Genomic DNA, 17614 nt, shown 5'->3' on the forward strand with positions numbered 1-17614 from the left:
CTGCGCGGCTTGACTCGGCGTGGCATTTGTTCTTCTTTTGTTCGATCAGGGAGATCAACCATGCCACAAGCGCAGGATTATCACGGCCAATGCCATTGCGGCGCGGTCCGCTTCAGCATCCATACCGACCTTTCGGGTCTCGGCGATTGCAATTGCTCGCGCTGCCGGCGGCTGGGCTGGATCATGCAATCGGCACCCGCCGAGCAGTTCCGGCTGATCGCGGGCGCCGACAATCTCACCCTTTACCGCTTCAACAGCGAAAAGATCGAGCATCTGTTCTGCAAGACCTGCGGCATCGAGGCTTTTGCCCGCGGCATTGCCGGCGACGGCAAGGCCATGGTGATGGTCAATGTGAACTGTTTCGAGCCGGCGCCGCCCGTCGATCGCGAGAGCGTCCACCATTGGGATGGGGCAAACTTCTAACGGAGCCAAGAATGCGCATTGACAATGGGATGGGGACGCCCTAGTTACTCGCCCGTCGCCCAGATGGCGGAATTGGTAGACGCGCACGGTTCAGGTCCGTGTGCCGCAAGGTGTGAAGGTTCGAGTCCTTTTCTGGGCACCAATTTCAAGCTAAAAGCCGCGTAATCCCAACGGATTGCGCGGCTTTTGCTTTTTCGTCCACCGGCTGGTGGATTGCTGGCCTGAATTTGGCGCCTAAAAGGGCCGGCGGCGGCGGCCGCGCCGCGAGGCCACCAGCCCCACCAGCATCCCGGCCAGGACGGCGATGAGGAAGGGCCAGTGCCGCAGCTGCGCGAAGACGGTGCCCGGCAATTTCTGATGCGGACGCAGATCGAGCACGCCCATTTCACCCGGCGTCAATTGCGCGGTGATGCGGCCCAGCGGATCGGTGGCGAAGGTGAGGCCGGTATTGGCGGCGCGCACCAGGCTCATCCCCTCTTCCACCGCGCGCAGCCGCGCATGATGGGCGTGCTGGGCCGGGCCCATCGCATAGGCGTCGAACCAGGCGTCATTGGTGAGATTGAGCAGGAATTGCGCCCCGCCCGTATCGCCCAGATCGCCTAAAAAAATGATTTCGTAGCAGACCAGGATCAGCGCCGCCGGCGCATTGGGCAGGCTCATCAGCCGGCGGCGCATGTCGCCGGCCGACCAACCCTCGGCGCCGGGCACGAACTGGGTCAGTCCCAATTGCGCGAAAAACGGCGCGAAGGGCAGATATTCCCCGAACGGCACCAGATGGGCCTTGTCATAGGAGGCCACCACCTCGCCGTCGCTATTGATAGCGATGACCGAATTATAGGGCGGCTGGCCCGGCGCGACGCCATCGAGCGCCAGCGGCCGGCGCGGTACTCCGGCAATGAGACTCGCCTGTTCGGGCAGCATGCGGGCGATGCGCGCCAGCGCCTCGGGATAGGTTTCGAGGAAAAACGGCAGGCTCGATTCGGGCCAGATCAGGTGGGTGATGTCCTCGAGCCCCTGATCGGCGGGGTCCATGCGCATGTCCGAGAGCATGATCAGCCGGTCCACCAGCGCCACCGGGTCGACATTGCCGAAATCGGCATGTTCATAGACCAGGGGCTGTACCAGCCGCAAAGCCATGTCCTGCCGCTCGGTCGAGACATTGCCCGCCAGCCGGTTCCAGCCAAAGCCGAGCTGGGTGGCGATGACGAGAAAAGCGAGGAAAAGCGGGGCCAACCGGCGCGACCAATTGCGCTCATCGGCGGGCCAGACCAAAGACGGCGTCATGGCGAGGAGCGGCGCGAGAAAGCTCAGTCCATAGACGCCGATGATGGAAGCCAATTGCATCATCTCGTCGGTGCCGGTGAGGCTGTAGCCCAAAAGATCGAAGGGAAAGCCGGTAAAGAGGTGGCCGCGCGCGAATTCGGCGGCCCCGAGCCAGGCGGCCAGGGTCAGGATGCGGGTCCAGCCATGGCTCCAGAACAGATGCGCCAACGCGCTGGCCAGCCCCCAGAACAGGGCGATCAGCGCCGCAAGGCCGGCAATGGCGAAGGGCATGGCCGCCAGAACCCAGCCGCCATCGACGAAGAAGGCGGCGCCCAGCCAGTGAAAGGCGACGAGAAAATAGCCCCAGCCAAAGGCAAAACCGATGGTAAAGGCCGGCCCGAACAGGCGCCGCCAGCCGCGAAGGCGTTCCGCGCCATCCAGCGCCCAGACCCAGACCGGCATGGCGAGGAACAGGAGCGGCAGCAGGAAAAATGGCGGCGCCGAAAGACCGGCCAGCGCCCCAGCCACGAACAGCAGCAGGAAGCGGCGCCAGTTCTGGCTCAGCATGGCGGTTTCGGCCAGCCAGGTCATGGGCGGAAACGGGGCGAATCAAATAGCATGCGGGCAAGGTGGTGCCAGCCGGGTTGAGCGTCAAGGCGGTGGACTCGGGTCCGCCGCAGGATTAGGAGTGCGGCGAAGTCCTAGGAGGCCGGTCCCGGCCTTCGGCCGAACGCCATGAGCAAGAAGGCCGTGGGCGCCCTGCGCGAGCGGTACAGGATAATTGATGACCCAGCCGATCACCCTCGCTATCGACACCGCCGCGCCGCGGCTGCAATTGGCGCTGGCCCTGACCGACGGGCGCGTCGATATGCTGGTGGAAGACCTCGCCAAGGGCCACGCCGAAATTCTTTTCGAGCGCATCGCCATTCTGCTCGGGCGCAACAATATCGCCTATCCGGATCTGGAAAGGATCGCCGTCACCACCGGCCCCGGCTCCTTTACCGGCCTGCGCATCGGCCTCTCCGCGGCGCGCGGCCTGGGTCTGGCGCGACACATTCCCGTGCTCGGCATTCCCAGCCTTCTGGCCATCTCGCTGGGCGCACCGGCGGGGCCGGTCGCGGTTCTGGTCGATGCAAGGCGCGGCGAAGCCTACCTCGAAACCTTTCCCGCCCCGGGCGTAATCGGGGAGGGTCCGCGCCTCGTTCCCATCGAGAGCGCCCGCGCCGCGATTGCTGCCAATGCCCTGCTCATCCAATCCCCCTTTGCCGCCATCGGGGCGATGGCCCGTTTCGCCGCCGGGGCCGACCCTTCGGCCTTCCCACCCCATGCCGCCTATATAAGGGATGCCGATGCCAAGCCGCAGGACGCGGCGCGGATCATAAGGCGCGCGCCATGATCAAGCTCTGGATGGCCCCGGGCGGGCTGCATGTCGAGCCGGGCGAAGCCCGCGACGCCAGGGATCTCGCCCGCATCCACGCGCAGAGCTTTTATCGCGGCTGGCCGGTCGAGGAATTCGCCCGCTTTCTCGATGACAAGGCGAGCCCGGTCTATATTGCCTGCGACGCGCGGCGGCGCATTGCCGGCTTCGCGCTGATCCGCACCGTGCTGGATGAAAGCGAATTGCTCTCCATCGCCGTCGATCCGAAATGGCGCGGCAAGGGTATTGGCCGGGCGCTGCTGGACGCGGCTTTCGTCGATCTCATGCATTCGCCGGCACGGCGCATGTTTCTCGAAGTGGACGAGCAGAACCTCGCGGCGATCCGCCTCTATCGAAAACTGGGTTTTGCCACCATATCGTCGCGAAAAGGCTATTATCCGCGCCCCGATGGGTCGGCGGCCACCGCGCTTGTCATGGCGCGCGATCTTGGTTAACCCCCTCGACAACAGAATTTGCCCGGGAGGCTTGGCGTGAGCAAGAACCCGTCCGAACCCACTTTGGAAGAAGCCTGCGTCGCCCATGGCATGCGCATGACCGATCAGCGCCGCGTCATCGCCCGGGTGATCGAAGCCGCGCTCGACCATCCCGATGTCGAGGAGCTCTATCGGCGCGCCTCGGCCATCGATGCGCGCATTTCCCTCTCGACCGTCTATCGCACCGTCAATCTCTTCGAGGAGGCGGGGCTGGTCACCAAGCATGATTTCAAGGATGGCCGCGCCCGGTTCGAGCTGATCCCGGACGAGCACCACGACCACCTCATCGACATCCGCACCGGCAAGGTCATCGAATTCCGCAATGAGGAGATCGAGGCCATCCAGGAAGTGATCGCCAAAAAGCTCGGCTACCGGCTGGTCGATCACCGGCTGGAGCTTTACGCCGTGCCCATCGGCGACAAGAAAGCCTGAGAGCTTTTCCGATGATCTTCCGCGTCCTGTTCTTCGTTTTCGTCTTCCTGCCCTTCCTGTTGGTGGTGATCCCCTCGCAGGCGCTGATCGTCGCGCTGGGCCTGCCGATCTGGCCCGTCCTGCCGCGCCTGTTCCATCGCCTCGGCTGCGTATTTCTGGGCCTGCGCATCACCCTTATCGGCGCGCCGGCCACCGGGCGCTCGACGCTATTGGTCTCGAACCATATTTCCTGGACCGACATCGTCGCCATCGGCTCGGTGGCTGATGTCACCTTCGTGGCCAAGAAGGAAATCCGCGACTGGCCTTTTGTGGGCATGATGGCCAATCTGCAAAAGACCATCTATGCCGACCGCACCCGCCGCTCGGCCACCGGCAAGACCGCCGAGGCCATGGGCAATCACATGGCCGACGGCAATGCCGTATTGCTGTTCGCCGAGGGCCAGTCCGACATCGGCACCCATGTGCTGCCCTTCCGCTCGGCCCTGATCGGGGCCGCCCAGCATGCCATGATCGAAGCGGGGGCGCGCGACGTGGTCATCCAGCCCGTGACCATCGCCTATACCAAATTGCAGGGTCTGCCGGTCAGCCGCAACGAGCGTTCGCTGATCGCCTGGATCAAGTCCAAGTCGGTCCGGCAGAATATTGCCGAAATCCTCACCGGGCCGGCCAAGGACGTGGTCGTGGCCTTCGGCGAGCCGATGCCGCTCAATGCCGGCGACGACCGCAAGGCGGTGAGCAAAGCCGCCGAAAATCAGGTACGCGCCATGCTCGTCGCCCTCAATCGCGGCGGCGCCCTGCCAGCCAATGAAGGCAATCGACAGGCATAGCCATCACGCCCCGACCCGTCCGGGCAATCGCGGGTACAATTCTGCATTCCGCCGTCATTGCCGGGCTGGTCCGGGCAATCCATTTCCCCGAATTTTCTGCCCTACCACATGCCCGGCGCGGTCAGGCGGAGGGCGAGGATGACAGGCGCTGCTTGAGGCGGCCGACAATATCGGCGGCCTTGACCATCAGCGCCAGATCGATGTCCTGTTCGCTCATGGCTTGGGTCACATCGGTCCAGACCGGCACCACAAGCTCGTGCCGCACCTCCCGCCCGTCGATATTTTCGGTGAGCACGGCCCGCACCTTGCCGGTCACGCGATCCTGGAGGCGCGGATGGGCCTCTTTTTCGGCCAGGGCAATGTCGATCAATTCAAGAGTCAATTCCGGCTCCGTGGGAGCCGCCGCCGGCCAGACTGGCTTCGGACGGATCACCCGGCAAATAACGTTGCTGCGGCGATGGGGTTTCACCATCGCCTTGTTGTCGGTCCGACCTGTTGCGAAAGCGCATCACGCCCGGAGCGGGAGGTGAAGCAGGGGACGAGGCCGAAATGTCAGCGGAACCCGCTTAGTCCGATTCCACCGCTGTTAAAAGCCCTACGAAAGCGGCAAAAAACGGTCATCAGACCAAAAATACGGCTCGGTCTTAGACCTTGACCGCATATTCCACCCGCCCATCATCCCCGAAGACGCGCAGATAGCGCTCGATTTCGGCGGCATCGCCAGTGGCCTTGGCGGGATTGTCCGAGAGCTTGACCGCCGGGCGGCCATTGGCTTCAGACACTTTGGCGACGATGGAAATGGGTTTGAGTCGGGCATTGGGCGCGGGCGCGCAATCCTCGAAATCATTGGTCAGATTGGTGCCCCAGCCAAAGGCCATGCGCACCCGACCGTCAAAATGCAGATAGGCGTCCTCGATCATTTCCACGTCGAGCCCGTCGGAAAAGATCAGCAGCTTGTCCTTGGGGTCGCGACCGCGCTCCTGCCAGAACTGGATGATCCTCTCGCCCCCTTCGATGGCCGGAGCGCTGTCGGGACGGAAGCCGGTCCAGTCGGCCACCCAGTCCGGCGCGTCGCGCAGGAAGGCATCGGTGCCGAAGGCGTCGGGCAGAACGATCAGCAGATTGCCGCCATAATAGCTCTTCCAGTCCTGCAGGACCCGATAGGGGGCCTCGCGCAATTCCTGGTCGGAGCGGGCGAGCGCCGCCAGCACCATGGGCAATTCATGGGCATTGGTGCCGAGCGCTTCGAGATCGGTGTCCATGGCGAGCTTGACATTGGAGGTGCCGGTGAAGTTTTCCCCGATCCCTTCCTTGAGCGCCTCGACGCACCAGCGCTGCCAGAGGAAGGAATGGCGGCGCCTGGTGCCGAAATCGGAAATCTTGAGATCGGGCAGCTTTTGCAGCCGCTCGACCTTTTCCCACATCTTGGCCTTGGCGCGGGCATAGAGCACGTCGAGCGTGAAGGGGCCATATTGCTTCATCGCCGCGCGGGAGCGCAATTCGTTGATGATGGCGAGGGCGGGGATTTCCCACATCGTGGTCTCGAGCCAGAGGCCGGGAAATTCCAGGACGAATTGCCCGTCGCGCTTTTCGAGCCGGTATTCGGGCAGCTGGAAATTTTCCAGCCAGCGCAGGAAGCCGGGCTGGAAGATCTGCCGGCTGCCGTAAAAAGTATTACCGGCCAGCCAGATCATTTCCTTCTTGGAAAAGCGCAGGGTGCGGCAATGATCGAGCTGGGCGCGCAATTCCTCGATATCGATCTCCTCGGCCAGCCGCACCGCACGGGTGCGGTTGATCAGGCTGAACGTGGCCTCGACCCGGGGATAGAGGCCCCAGATCATCTGCAACATCAGGAGCTTGTAGAAATCGGTATCGAGCAGGCTCCGAACGATCGGATCGAGCTTGAAGGTGTGATTGTAAACCCGGCGGGCAATATCGGTATAGGTGGCCATTGTCGTCCCACTTCGCGCCCGCTTTTGTAGCGCGCCAGCCCCGGAATTGTGAAGGACGGAAGCGAGGGGATCGGTTCCGTACCTGTCCGGCTCAATAACGACCCTGCTCGCTGCCGCAGAAGGGGTCCACCGGGCTGGTGCCGGCAAAGGGCGCGCGGCCCATCAGCGCCTCGAGCACGGCCACCTGCATGTCCTCATTGCTGCCATAGGCATTGACATAGGTGGGCACGCGCGGCGCGTCATGCAGGTAATAGGGAAAGCCCAGCGACACCATGAGCGTGGGCACGTCGTGCCAATAGCGTTTCATGGCGCCGAAGACCGAGCCGGTCAGTTCCCGCCAATTGAGGAAGATGCGCTGGCGCGTCAGCAGCGTCTCCTCGGCCAGCAAATAGAGCACGAGGTCGAAGTCCCGGACATCGACCGCCATGCCGGGCGCATATTCGGTCACCTCGAACCCCTCCTCGCGCAACAGGTCGGGCAGCGAGAGCGGTAGCGGCATTGGCGCGAAAGGCTGCACCGCGCCGGTCGAGAAGATGAGGATGCGCCTGTGCCGGGCCGGTGACAGCGGCAAGAGGTTCTGCACATCCTTGACCAGGGTCGGCACGCGGGCAGTCACCGCCCTGGCCTTCTCCCGGCTCTCGGGTCGCCCGATGATCGCCTTGGCCTGATCGAGGCTCGGCTCGGCTCGCTCGGGCCGGTGCAGGCCCAGGGCTGCCTTGAGACCGAGAATGCGGGTCACCGCCTCGTCCACCCGCTCCTGGCTCAGCCTGCCATCGGCGACCGCCTTGACCAGATACATGAGGTCGGCACTGGCATCGTCGGAGAACAGGATCACGTCGCAGCCGGCAATGATGCATTGGGGGATGATGTCCTCGCGCTTCCCCCAATCGCCGAAACCGGCCATGGGCGTGGCGTCCGAGACGATAAGGCCGTTAAAGCCCAGTTTCTCGCGCAACAGATTCTGGTTGAGAACCGGGCTCAGCGTCGCCGGCCGGAAGGCCTCGGCCCCGGCCTCGGGATCGAGTTCGCGCACGAAGGCGGGAAAGGCGATATGGGCGCTCATCACGCTCATCACCCCGGCTTCGATGGCGGCGCGATAGAGCGGGCCGAAGGTTTGTTCCCATTCCGCCAGCGTCAGCGGATTGATCGTCGTCACCAGATGCTGGTCGCGGTCGTCATAGCCTTCGCCGGGCCAATGCTTGACCGTGGCGGCGACGCCCGCCTGCTGGAACGCGGCGATCTGGGCCAAAGCGTGGCGCTTGATCCGCTCGACATCGGAGCCATAGGACCTGGTGCCGACAATGGCGCTCTGCCAGGCGCTATTGATGTCGATGACCGGGGTGAAGCTCCAGTTGAGCCCCACGGCGCGGGCCTCCTCGGCCATGATGGTGGAAATCGCCGTCGTGGCCTCCACATCGTCCACCGCCGCAAGACCCAGCGGATTGGGCACTTCGGTGCCGAAGGGCAGGCTCATGCGGCTGCCTTCGAGATCGGCGCTGACCAGCAAAGGCACCGAGGCGGCACTATCGAGCTGGCGCATCAGTCCGATTTCGGCGGCGAGATCGCTCGAATAGATGCGGGTGACCCCGCCCGGCCGGAAACTGGCCAGCGACGCCAAAGCGGCCTCCGGTGCCTCGCGCGACAGCAGCACGAAAAGCTGGGCCAGCCTGTCGCGCGGCGACAGCGCCTCGCGGGTTTCATGCACCCAGGCAATGGACGCAGCATCGAGATGAAACGGCGCCGCGGCAAGATCGATATTGGCCAAAGGCGGGCTCCCCGTCCGGTTTTTCTCGCCCCTGTTTAGCAGGGCCGATGGGACAGGAACAAGGCAGGGAGCGAGCCGCAGGGGCCGGAACCATCCGCGATCCCCATGCGCATGGCGTTTGCCGATCAAGCACCCCCAAACAAAAACACCGCCGGAGCCTCCGGCGGTGTTGGTTCGTCTGCAATGGTCCGGCCAAAAGTTCGGGCCGGAAAATTCCTCAGGCGGCGTGGCCTTCGAGCCATTTGCTGAGGCCCGCCTTGGGGGTGCCGGCACCGATCTTCATGTCGGCGGCTTCCCCGTTCTTGAACAGGATCATGGTGGGGATGGAACGCACGCCATATTGGGCGGCAATGCCGGGATTTTCGTCGACATTGAGCTTGACGATCTTCACCTTGCCTTCCAGTTCGCTGGACAATTCGTCCAGAACCGGGGCGATGGCCCGGCAGGGGCCGCACCATTCGGCCCAGAAATCAACGAGCACCGGTTCGTTGGACTGGAGGACTTCCTGGCCGAAAGTGGCTTCGGAAACGGCTTTAGTCATGTTGCGTGCCTTCTTGGTAACGCGCCTCCCGCCCGCTCGGGCCGGGGAGACGCCAGAATATCGGTTCCGGGCATATCCCCCGGAAAGCCTTCGTCTTTGCTCCCAGAACTGGGAAGAGTCCAGTCCCGGTTCAACCCCCGTCCGGGCGCAGGCTGAAGCTGCCCCTTGCCGCTCCGAGCAGGTCGGAGGGCAGATTCATCAATGTTTCCCGCTCCGTCCACAAAATGGCGGCCGATACGGTCCGTCCGGGGAAAAGCTGGCCTGCAACCAGCGCATAGAGCCCCAATTGCGTGAGGTAAGCCGGCCTGACCGCTTCGGGCCGGTCCGGAACCGATGCATCGGACTTGTAATCGACCACCAGCACGCCTGAGTCGTCAACCACGAGGCAATCGATGCGCCCCTGAAGACGCACATTCTCGCCATGGCGCCGAACCGGCAGCAGGAAGGGCAGTTCGGCCCGGCTGTTGGGTCCGAACAAATGGCTCAATTCGGGGCGGGAGAGGATGGACATGGCCCTGGCCGCCAAAGGACCATGGCGATCCATATGATCGGGCAACAAGGTCTCGAGGGCCCGGGGCGCGACCTCCGGCCAGCTTTCCCGCTCGATCCGGCGCAGATGCTGGAGCAGGGCATGAAGCGCCAACCCCTCCTTGCGCGCCCCTTCGGCATCGCGCGCCTCTTCGGCGAGGCTTTGCAGGATTGTCTCCTCCCCCCCGGAGCCGGCGCGCGAGGGCGAGACCAGCGGCTCATCGGGCGGCTCGGGCACCGGATCGGCGCTGAACGCAGCCTCCGATCGGGACCGGACCGGGGTCGGCCCCAGATGGCGCGGCGCCTCGTCGGCGGGATAGATACGCGCCACCAGCAGCCCTTCGGCATCGTGTCTATCGACCAGACCGGGACCGAGCCCCTGTTCGATGGCCTGATACCAGCTGCCCTCGAGCTGGGTTTCGGGCTTGGTGCCGGCGCTGAGCGTGCCGGTCACGTAAAGTTCATCCTCGGCGCGGGTCATGGCCACATAGAGCCGGCGCCAATATTCCTCCCCCAGGGCGGCATCGGCGGCGTCCTTGATCGGCAGTGTCGCCTCGCCATGCTGGCCCCTGGCCGAGGCATGGACCAGAAGCGGTCCGGGGGCGCTGTTGAGCACATAGACCGGCTTGCCAGTCATCTGCACCGAGGGCTTGGCCGTCGCATCGGCGAGAATGACGATGGGCGCTTCCAGCCCCTTGGCGCCATGCACGGTCATCACCCGCACCCCGCCGCCGCTTTCGGCCAGTTCGCGCTTGATGGTCACCGAGCGGCGGCGCATCTCGACGGCAAAGCCCTGCAGGGAGGGCTGCCCGCCCTGTTCATGGGCCAGAGCCAGTTCGAGCAATTCGGAGAGAACTTCATCGACTTCATAGCCGAGCCGCGCGTGGAAGCGCCGCAGGCCGCCCTCGGCATAAAGCAGGAAAGCGAGGAATTCGAAGGGCCGTTCGCGGTCGAGCTGGCCGCGCCAGCGCGCGAGGCGCTCCGCCGCATCCTGTGCCGGGGCGATGTGCGAAATGGCCAGGGCCGACCAGAGGCTTTGCCCCTCGTCCCGCTTGTGCGCCAGCTCGAACAGATCGGTTTCCGAGAGATCGAAAAGCGGCGAACGCAGGACAGCCGCCAATTGCAGGTCATCGGCGGGATTGAGCAGCACGTCGATCAAAGCCAGAAGGTCGAGCACGGCGATATGGCCGGTCACCGCCAGCCGGTCGGCGCCCGGCGTCGGCAGGTGTTCGGCGCGCAGGGCGGCAATGATGTCCTGAAAAAACGGCCCGCGCTTCTGCACCAGGATCAGCACGTCATCGGCGCTGACGGCGCGGCCGCGCTGGCCCAGCACCCGTCCGGTCTCGATCCAGCCCCGGATCTGGCGGGCGATGCGCAGTGCCACCTGGCGGGTGGCGCTCTGTTCGGCCTCCACCGGCTCGCGTGGCCATTGGTCGGTGTCGCGCTGGGATTTTTCCTCCTGCACCGGCGGCCAGAGGGTGACGCTGCCCCCCTCCTGCACGCGCGCCGCCTGATGCAGCACTTTTTCCGCCGACAACAGGGCGGCGCGAATATCGTCGCGCCCGGTGACCTTGTCCACCGCGTCCAGAATGGTCCTGAGGGTGCGGAAACTGGTATGGAGCGGCACCCGGGCAAAGGGTTTTCCCGAAGCCCGCGCCCGCTGGGCCATGTCCAGTCCGGTCTCCCCGAACAGCACGGGCTGCGCCCCCTGGAAGGAATAGATCGACTGTTTCTGGTCACCCACGGCAAAGATCGAACGGGGCCTCTCGACCGCGCCCTCGCCAGTGAAGAATTCCACCGCCAGAGCCTTCACCACTCGCCATTGGCGTTCATTGGTGTCCTGGCTTTCATCGACCAGGATATGGTCGATCCCGGCATCAAGCTTATAATGCACCCAGGGGGCGATGGCCGCATCGTCGAAGAGATCGCCGAGCTTTTCGATGAGATCGTCGAAATCGAGCAGCGCATGGCGGCGCTTCTCCTCCTCGTAGCGCCCGCGGATCGCCGCCACCACGTCGAGCACCGCTTCGCTGCGCGCCACCAGCAGCGCGCCGTTCAATTGCGCCTCCCCCTCGACCAGCCGCTCCTGTTCGGCCAGCAGCAATTCGTGCAGTGCCGGATAGGTCTCCACCTCCTTCTTGAGCATCAGCCGCGCGCGGGGTTCGCCCTTGCCGGTGAAGAAGGCGGCGCGCAGGCCCTCGAGGGTCGGATAATCCGGGTCGAGCCGGGCGAGCAGGTCGGCACAGCGGGAATTGCCCGCCGGATCGCCCTTGAGACAGGCCATCAGCTGGCGCAGCGCCTCAGGTGTTAGCAATGTGTTGGCCAAGAGCCCCGAACGGATAGTTTCGAGGCTATCCTGGACATCAATCAGCTGACGCAGGCGCCGTTTTGCGGCGGAAATGTCAACCAGCAGCGGTTTCAGCCGAGCCCCTTCCGAGAGCGCCGAATTGATGGCCTTGGCGATGGCCTCGTCGCTCATCAGCCCGAACAGGGTCTCGACCGCCTCGCAATGCGCCCCGCCCCTAAGTCCTTCCGCCAGAACGCTTTCTCGCGCCGAGAGCACCATCTGGGCCTGCTGCTCGTCCTCGATGACGGCAAAGTCGAAGGGCACGCCGGCCTCGATGGGAAAACGGTGCAGCACTGCTTCGCAATAGGCGTGGATGGTGATGATCCTCAGCCCCCCCGGCGTTTCCAGCGCCCGGGCGAACAGAATACGGGCATCGGCCAGCATGGCGGGGTCGGGCGCGGAACCGATCAAGTCCCTGACATCCTTGAGCAATTCGGCATCGCTGGCGAGAGCCCATTGCGCCAGCCGCGCCCCCACGCGCTTGCGCATCTCCGCCGCCGCCGCCTTGGTATAGGTCAGGCAAAGAATCGATTGCGGCCGCGTCCCGGCCAATAAAAGCCTTAAAACACGGTGGGTTAGCACATAGGTCTTGCCCGATCCGGCATTGGCCTCCACCCAGATCGAATAATCCGGATCGCTGGCCCGACCCTGGCTGGTCCTGGTGTCGAAGGGAATTTCAAGCGCACCACGATCGCTCATGGCTCCTCCTCCCCATCGGCCGAACTCCATTCAGAGACCCGCGCCAGATGGTCGTAAGGCCCTGCAAACCTTTGGGTTTTGAGTGGCAGGAGGCGGGCCGGCAACGGGGTTTCGTGCATCAGGAAGAAGTCGATATGCCCCTGCATGCGCCGCCAGATTTCGTCGGCAGCCGCCATGATATCGAGGCCATCGGCCGTCGCAAAGGCGCTGGGCTTGAAGGCGTCGGGCCCCAGCCCGATCTTGATATAGGTCAGTGCCGAGGAGGCGGCAGGCGCGATGGCCTTCATCGCGCCCGCCTTGGCCATCAATGCCTCGACCGGCAATTGCGGCGCTTCAAACGCCTTCATGCTGGGGGGGCTCGGCGGCGATCCGGTTTTAAAATCAAGGATTTCCAGCGTGCCGTCGCGGAGTTCATCCACCCGGTCGGCAGTGCCGGTAATGCGGAAATTGCGGGCCAGGGGCAGGCTCCATTCGCCTGAAATTTCGGCGTGGCGGGCGAGCAATTGCCCCTCGCGGCCACGCTCGAATTCGAGGAACTGGGCGGCGGCGGTCTCGAAGCGGCGCAGCCAGATGTCGCGGCGTTCGCCGATCATGTCGAGTCCGGCAAATTCCTCATTGGCGATTTCCATAATCTTGCCAAGGGCTTGGTCCGCCATGACGTCGTGCCCCTCATTGACGAAACGGGCGAAGATGGCGTGGATGATAGTGCCGCGCTCCCGGGCATCGGGGTCTTCACCCAGGGCATCGAGGGGCCGAAGCCGCAGCACATGCTTGGCATAAAGATCATAGGGCGAGCGCATCAGCGTTTCGATCTCGGTGACCGAGAGCCGGTTGAGGCGCGGCACGATGGGCGGATTGGGCGCCGGGCGCGGCGCCGGACGGATCTCGGTCACGGCGTCGAGCGCCCGTGCCGCGGCGCGCCAGACCGAGCCGCGCGCCCGCAGGCTATCGGCCTGATTTTCCCCGATAAAAGCGTCGAGCCGCTGCAATAGCCGCGAGGGCAGGGCCGGGCTCGCGCCGATCCGATCGGCATAGGCGAGGATCACTTCGCCATTGCCCATGGCCTGGGCAAAGTCATGGGCAGCAAGGCCCTGCATGCGTTCAGGCGGCTCGAGGCCGGCGGCCAGCCGCATGTTCCGGCTGAGCCAAGGACCGGGATCGGCGGGGCCGGGCCATTTGTCCTCGTTGAGCGCCCCCAGGATCAGCAGGTCGGGGCTCATCAGCCGGGCTTCGAGCTGGCCCCAGATGGCGATGTCCTGCCGTCGCTCCTCGTGATTGCGCACCTCGACGCTATCCATCAGCGCGAACAGCACCTGATCGAGCCCGAAGGGGCCGAAGCGATGGCCCTGCCCGGCCAGCAGCGCCATGTCCGCCGCCCAGGCCGACAATTCCTCGCGTCCATGCAACGCCATGCCGGTGCTCAAAGCCTCGACGCTGGCCCAGAGCGCCCCGGCAAGGCTTGCCGCGTCCATGTCCGTCTGCCCGAGCAGCGCGGTCAGAGGCGCAATCGCCGCTTCCAGCCGGTCGAGCAGGCCGGAAAGGGTTGCGGCGGCTTCGGGCGTGATGGGTCTGCGCCGTGTTTTCGGATCGTCCACTTTCCGCGCGGCCAGCAGGGCTCGCAACCCGGCAAAGCCGGGCGCTGGACGCTGCCCGCGCAGCAGCAGGAGATCGAGACTATTGGCCGTTTCGGCGATGACCGCACGTCCCCCCCCGAGGCTGACGGCGCGGTTGCGCAGCAGCGCCATGAGATCGGCGGGCGCGCAGCGACTGACCGCAAGGCTCAGCGCCTGGCGCGCCAGCCGCCCGGACGGGGCGTGAAAGAGCGGGGAACCGGCGGCGTCATCGACATGGATGGCGAAGCGCTTGAGTTCGGCGGCGATGCGCCTGGCGAGATTGCGGTCGGGCGTGACGATGCCCACGCTCTTTCCCCCGGCCAGGGCCGCGCGGGCGGCCAGCGCAATGGCGCGCGCCTCCTCGTCCTCATGGCGCGCCTGGATGATGGAGACACCGGAAAAGGCGGCATCGAGCCGCGCCATATCGGGCCGCTGCCCGGCCCAGAGAGCGGTGTCCCCGGCCAGGGCCAGGGCGCGATTGACCCAGGCGGTGCGCTCATGAGGAATTGGGCACAATTCGGTGACATCCTCGATCCCAGCCCGCAAAACCGTGAGCAGGTGGGCGAGGCCATATTGGGGATGGCCATGCGGGTTCTGCTCATCCTGACGCAAGGCCGCCAGCGCTTCTGCGCCCATATCCATGTCGAGGCCCGGCAGCACCACAGCGCCGCGCTTGAGACCGGCAATGGCGGCAAGCAGGCGGGCGGTCGCCGGAATGGAACCGGTGGACCCCGCGGCGATCACCGGCCTGTCGCCATAGAGAAAGGGCGCGGCCAGAGCCTGCCGGTCGAGCCGCGCCCGCCGCAGGGCGGCGACATCACTCAAATTGAGCGCGTCGAGCCATTGCGGCCAGGCGGTGAGCGCAATATCGAGAAATTCCAGCGTCTGCTGCCAATATTCTCCCAGTTCCTGCGCCATATCGCTGCCGATGGCGCGGATGTCGGCGGCGCTGCGCTCCTCGACCAGGAGGTCGTCGATCACCTGGCCCAACGAGCCCGCCATGGAGAAGATTTCCGCCGCACTGGGCGGGCTGGAAAAGGCCTCGCGCCCGCGCACGCTGCGCGCCCATTGCGCCACCAGATGCGAGAGGGTGAGCCGCCGCATCAACCCGCCGGCCTGTCGGGGCAGAGCCGGGGCGTCGAAGGGGGGCAGGAACGGTTCCTCATCCCCCTCCTCGCCACCAAAGGTGCGGATGTCGGGGAGAAGGCCGGTAAAGCCGGGCTGGCGGGAGAAGGCCTCGGCCAGTTTTCGCCGGGCGCGCTGGGTCGGCACGATGATCGTGACATCGCTCAGCCAGAACGGCCCGGTTCGATCCCAGCCCGCCAGGAGCCGCCCATCCATCACGGCTTCGGCAAGGCAGGGCAGGAAGGGCGTCGATGGCGCGATGGAAAACAGTCTCATGACGAGAGGGCCTTTTCGGCTGCGGCCAGCCCCGCTGCATCCCCGACATGAAACCAGGGCGCATCAAGCACCACGCCCTTGAGGCGCTCGTCCTCGAGCGCCGCATCGATCAGCAGGTTGAGCGAAAACGTGCCATCGGGGGTGGTTTCGAACAATGAGCGCCCGAGCAGCGCCACGCCGCCATAAATGACCGGCGCGCCATAATCGCGGGTCACATGGCCATCGGGAGCAAGGCAGAAATCGTGGCTGCGGGCAAAGCCTGTGGCGCGATGCGGCTGGATGCAGAGCAGGGTGATGTCTCCTTCCCCGCCGTGAGCTTCGCGCATGCGCGCCAGAGGATTGTCGACGCTGGGCAGCCAGAAGGCGTCGGTATTCATGACAAGGAAGGGGTCGGAATGCAGCATGGGCAAAGCCGCCTTGACGCCGCCGCCCGTTCCCAGCAGCACCTCCTCGCGATTGACCTTCAGCAGGCCGCCGAAATGGGCGAGCAATTGGTCGGCGCGGTAATGGGCATTGGCGAGGAAGCGCGTCGCCCCTTCCGCCCGCGCATCGTCCATAACCCGCTCGATCAGCGGTCTTCCGGCAACCGGCACCAAGGGCTTAGGGAGGGCATCGGTCAGCGGCCGCAGCCTCGTGCCGAGACCCGCCGCCAGCAACATCACATCGGGGAATCGGGCGTTTTTATCCATGCGCCGGATAAGAAAGGGTGTGGCCTTTCTTGTCCAGAGTGCGTGGTCATGCCTGCGCCTGCGCGCGCGACGCGAGGGCCGTTGCGAAAGCCGCGGCAAAAAAGAACCCTCGGGTCAGGGCCCGAGGGTGAAGAATTCCGGGCAACAGGCCCCTCAAGTGGCGAGGCGCCGGAAGGCCTATTCGGCGTGGGCGGCGGCGGCGGGCGGCTCGATATCGTCGTCGCCTTCAGCGGCAAGAGCGGCGTCGCGCAGGCTGGCCTGGGCGGCGATGGCCTTGGTGCTGGTGGCGGTGATCGCCTCGTTGGGCGGCGCCTTGGTGAGAATGGCGGCGAGCGAGCCGATGGTGGAGCGCAGATTGTGGCGATGCACCACCATGTCCACCATGCCGTGCTGGTAGAGATATTCGGAACGCTGGAAGCCCTTGGGCAGTTTTTCGCGAATGGTCTGCTCGATGACGCGCTGGCCGGCAAAGCCGATCAAGGCGCCCGGCTCGGCCAGATGCACATCGCCCAGCATGGCATAGGAGGCGGTGACGCCGCCGGTGGTCGGATTGGTCAGCACCACAAAGAAAGGCAGGCCCGCCTCGCGCAGCCGCAGCACGGCGACGGTGGTGCGCGGCATCTGCATCAGCGAAAGTACGCCTTCCTGCATGCGCGCGCCGCCCGAGGAGACGAAGAGCACGAAGGGTGTCTTGAGCCGGATCGCGGTTTCGAGCCCGGTAATGATGCCCTGCCCGGCCGCCATGCCGAGCGAGCCGCCCATGAAATCGAAATCCTGTATGCCCACGGTCACGGCGCGCTCATAGAGCTTGCCAGTGGCCACGATCACCGAATCCTCATAGCCGGTCTTGGCGCGGCTTTCCTTGAGGCGGTCGGTGTAGCGCTTCTGGTCGCGGAATTTGAGCGGATCGAGCGGCACCGAAGGCACCGGGACCAGATCGTATTTCCCCTCGTCCAGAAAGGTCGCCAGCCGGTCAGCCGGCTTGATCTTCATGTGATAGCCCGAATTGGGCACGACCCATTGATTGGCCTCGAGGTCGCGATAGAACACCATTTCACCCGATTCCGGGTCTTTCACCCACAGGTTTTCCGGCGTGTCCCGCTTCGGATTGAGGATCGAGCGGATTTTGGGGCGGACGAAATTGTCGATCCAGTTCATGGCGCGGCCTTTCGCGGTGAGCTCTCTTGGCTCACCTAGTCGTCAATTGTGGCAATTCTTATCAG

General features: G+C 64.9%; 14 protein-coding genes and 1 tRNA gene. 6 read left to right on the forward strand and 9 right to left on the reverse strand.

The features are described 5' to 3' along the window. Positions 1–60: 60 nt before the first annotated feature. Both H0482_RS10260 and H0482_RS10265 read left to right on the forward strand, forming a co-directional pair. On the forward strand, positions 61–423 hold the full coding sequence (locus H0482_RS10260; RefSeq protein WP_193729959.1) for a GFA family protein: 363 nt from the start codon (positions 61–63) through the stop codon (positions 421–423). 57 nt (positions 424–480) lie between these two features. Beyond that, a tRNA-Leu gene (locus H0482_RS10265) sits at positions 481–565 on the forward strand. Between the two features lie 92 nt (positions 566–657). On the opposite strand, the gene lnt is transcribed toward H0482_RS10265, so the two are convergent. After that, a complete protein-coding gene (gene lnt, locus H0482_RS10270; RefSeq protein WP_193729960.1) occupies positions 658–2277 on the reverse strand; it encodes an apolipoprotein N-acyltransferase in 1620 nt (539 codons plus the stop codon). Positions 2278–2470: 193 nt separating this feature from the next. Here lnt and tsaB point away from each other — a divergent pair, with 193 nt between their 5' ends. The 4 genes from tsaB (at position 2471) to H0482_RS10290 (ending at position 4856) form a co-directional block, all read left to right on the forward strand. Continuing rightward, positions 2471–3082: a tRNA (adenosine(37)-N6)-threonylcarbamoyltransferase complex dimerization subunit type 1 TsaB gene (gene tsaB / locus H0482_RS10275; RefSeq protein ID WP_193729961.1), complete on the forward strand. Its 612-nt coding sequence runs from the start codon at positions 2471–2473 to the stop codon at positions 3080–3082. Then, positions 3079–3558, forward strand: coding sequence for a ribosomal protein S18-alanine N-acetyltransferase (gene rimI, locus H0482_RS10280; RefSeq protein ID WP_193729962.1), 480 nt, complete (start codon positions 3079–3081; stop codon positions 3556–3558). The genes tsaB and rimI overlap by 4 nt, the downstream gene beginning before the upstream one ends. A 90-nt stretch (positions 3559–3648) precedes the next feature. Then, entirely contained in the window at positions 3649–4029 is a 381-nt protein-coding gene (locus H0482_RS10285) for a Fur family transcriptional regulator (RefSeq protein ID WP_193730034.1), read from the forward strand. An 11-nt stretch (positions 4030–4040) separates the two neighbouring features. Further along, complete coding sequence (locus H0482_RS10290) at positions 4041–4856, forward strand: lysophospholipid acyltransferase family protein (protein ID WP_193729963.1); 816 nt, start codon at positions 4041–4043, stop codon at positions 4854–4856. A 121-nt stretch (positions 4857–4977) separates the two neighbouring features. Here the strand turns inward: H0482_RS10290 and H0482_RS10295 are convergent, their stop codons facing one another. The 8 genes from H0482_RS10295 to accD all read right to left on the reverse strand — a co-directional run bounded on the left by H0482_RS10295 (position 4978) and on the right by accD (position 17549). Further along, entirely contained in the window at positions 4978–5238 is a 261-nt protein-coding gene (locus H0482_RS10295) for a hypothetical protein (protein ID WP_193729964.1), read from the reverse strand. A gap of 262 nt (positions 5239–5500) precedes the next feature. After that, complete coding sequence (gene pncB, locus H0482_RS10300) at positions 5501–6808, reverse strand: nicotinate phosphoribosyltransferase (protein ID WP_193729965.1); 1308 nt, start codon at positions 6806–6808, stop codon at positions 5501–5503. 91 nt (positions 6809–6899) lie between these two features. Next, the gene (locus H0482_RS10305; RefSeq protein ID WP_193729966.1) at positions 6900–8573 is read right to left on the reverse strand and encodes a glycoside hydrolase family 3 protein; all 1674 of its coding nucleotides are present in this window, start codon (positions 8571–8573) and stop codon (positions 6900–6902) included. 217 nt (positions 8574–8790) lie between these two features. Further along, entirely contained in the window at positions 8791–9114 is a 324-nt protein-coding gene (gene trxA, locus H0482_RS10310) for a thioredoxin (RefSeq protein WP_193729967.1), read from the reverse strand. A 130-nt stretch (positions 9115–9244) separates the two neighbouring features. Next, on the reverse strand, positions 9245–12688 hold the full coding sequence (addA, locus tag H0482_RS10315; RefSeq protein ID WP_193729968.1) for a double-strand break repair helicase AddA: 3444 nt from the start codon (positions 12686–12688) through the stop codon (positions 9245–9247). Beyond that, the gene (gene addB / locus H0482_RS10320; RefSeq protein WP_193729969.1) at positions 12685–15702 is read right to left on the reverse strand and encodes a double-strand break repair protein AddB; all 3018 of its coding nucleotides are present in this window, start codon (positions 15700–15702) and stop codon (positions 12685–12687) included. The genes addA and addB overlap by 4 nt, the downstream gene beginning before the upstream one ends. Continuing rightward, positions 15699–16391, reverse strand: a complete 693-nt coding sequence (locus H0482_RS10325) for a nucleotidyltransferase family protein (RefSeq protein ID WP_193729970.1) — start codon at positions 16389–16391, stop codon at positions 15699–15701. Before H0482_RS10325 ends, addB begins: the two co-directional genes overlap by 4 nt. A 177-nt stretch (positions 16392–16568) precedes the next feature. Next, positions 16569–17549, reverse strand: coding sequence for an acetyl-CoA carboxylase, carboxyltransferase subunit beta (gene accD, locus H0482_RS10330; protein WP_193729971.1), 981 nt, complete (start codon positions 17547–17549; stop codon positions 16569–16571). Positions 17550–17614: the final 65 nt, after the last annotated feature.

This window comes from Devosia faecipullorum (assembly GCF_015158295.1).
Taxonomy (GTDB): domain Bacteria; phylum Pseudomonadota; class Alphaproteobacteria; order Rhizobiales; family Devosiaceae; genus Devosia; species Devosia faecipullorum.

What these genes read in the sequence shown, in the direction of transcription:
- H0482_RS10260 (WP_193729959.1), top strand. Translation starts at nt 61, where the DNA reads ATGCCACAAGCGCAGGATTATCACGGCCAATGCCATTGCGGCGCGGTC.
- lnt (WP_193729960.1), bottom strand. Translation starts at nt 2,277, where the DNA reads ATGACCTGGCTGGCCGAAACCGCCATGCTGAGCCAGAACTGGCGCCGC.
- tsaB (WP_193729961.1), top strand. Translation starts at nt 2,471, where the DNA reads ATGACCCAGCCGATCACCCTCGCTATCGACACCGCCGCGCCGCGGCTG.
- rimI (WP_193729962.1), top strand. Translation starts at nt 3,079, where the DNA reads ATGATCAAGCTCTGGATGGCCCCGGGCGGGCTGCATGTCGAGCCGGGC.
- H0482_RS10285 (WP_193730034.1), top strand. Translation starts at nt 3,649, where the DNA reads ATGCGCATGACCGATCAGCGCCGCGTCATCGCCCGGGTGATCGAAGCC.
- H0482_RS10290 (WP_193729963.1), top strand. Translation starts at nt 4,041, where the DNA reads ATGATCTTCCGCGTCCTGTTCTTCGTTTTCGTCTTCCTGCCCTTCCTG.
- pncB (WP_193729965.1), bottom strand. Translation starts at nt 6,808, where the DNA reads ATGGCCACCTATACCGATATTGCCCGCCGGGTTTACAATCACACCTTC.
- trxA (WP_193729967.1), bottom strand. Translation starts at nt 9,114, where the DNA reads ATGACTAAAGCCGTTTCCGAAGCCACTTTCGGCCAGGAAGTCCTCCAG.
- addA (WP_193729968.1), bottom strand. Translation starts at nt 12,688, where the DNA reads ATGAGCGATCGTGGTGCGCTTGAAATTCCCTTCGACACCAGGACCAGC.
- addB (WP_193729969.1), bottom strand. Translation starts at nt 15,702, where the DNA reads ATGAGACTGTTTTCCATCGCGCCATCGACGCCCTTCCTGCCCTGCCTT.
- H0482_RS10325 (WP_193729970.1), bottom strand. Translation starts at nt 16,391, where the DNA reads ATGGATAAAAACGCCCGATTCCCCGATGTGATGTTGCTGGCGGCGGGT.
- accD (WP_193729971.1), bottom strand. Translation starts at nt 17,549, where the DNA reads ATGAACTGGATCGACAATTTCGTCCGCCCCAAAATCCGCTCGATCCTC.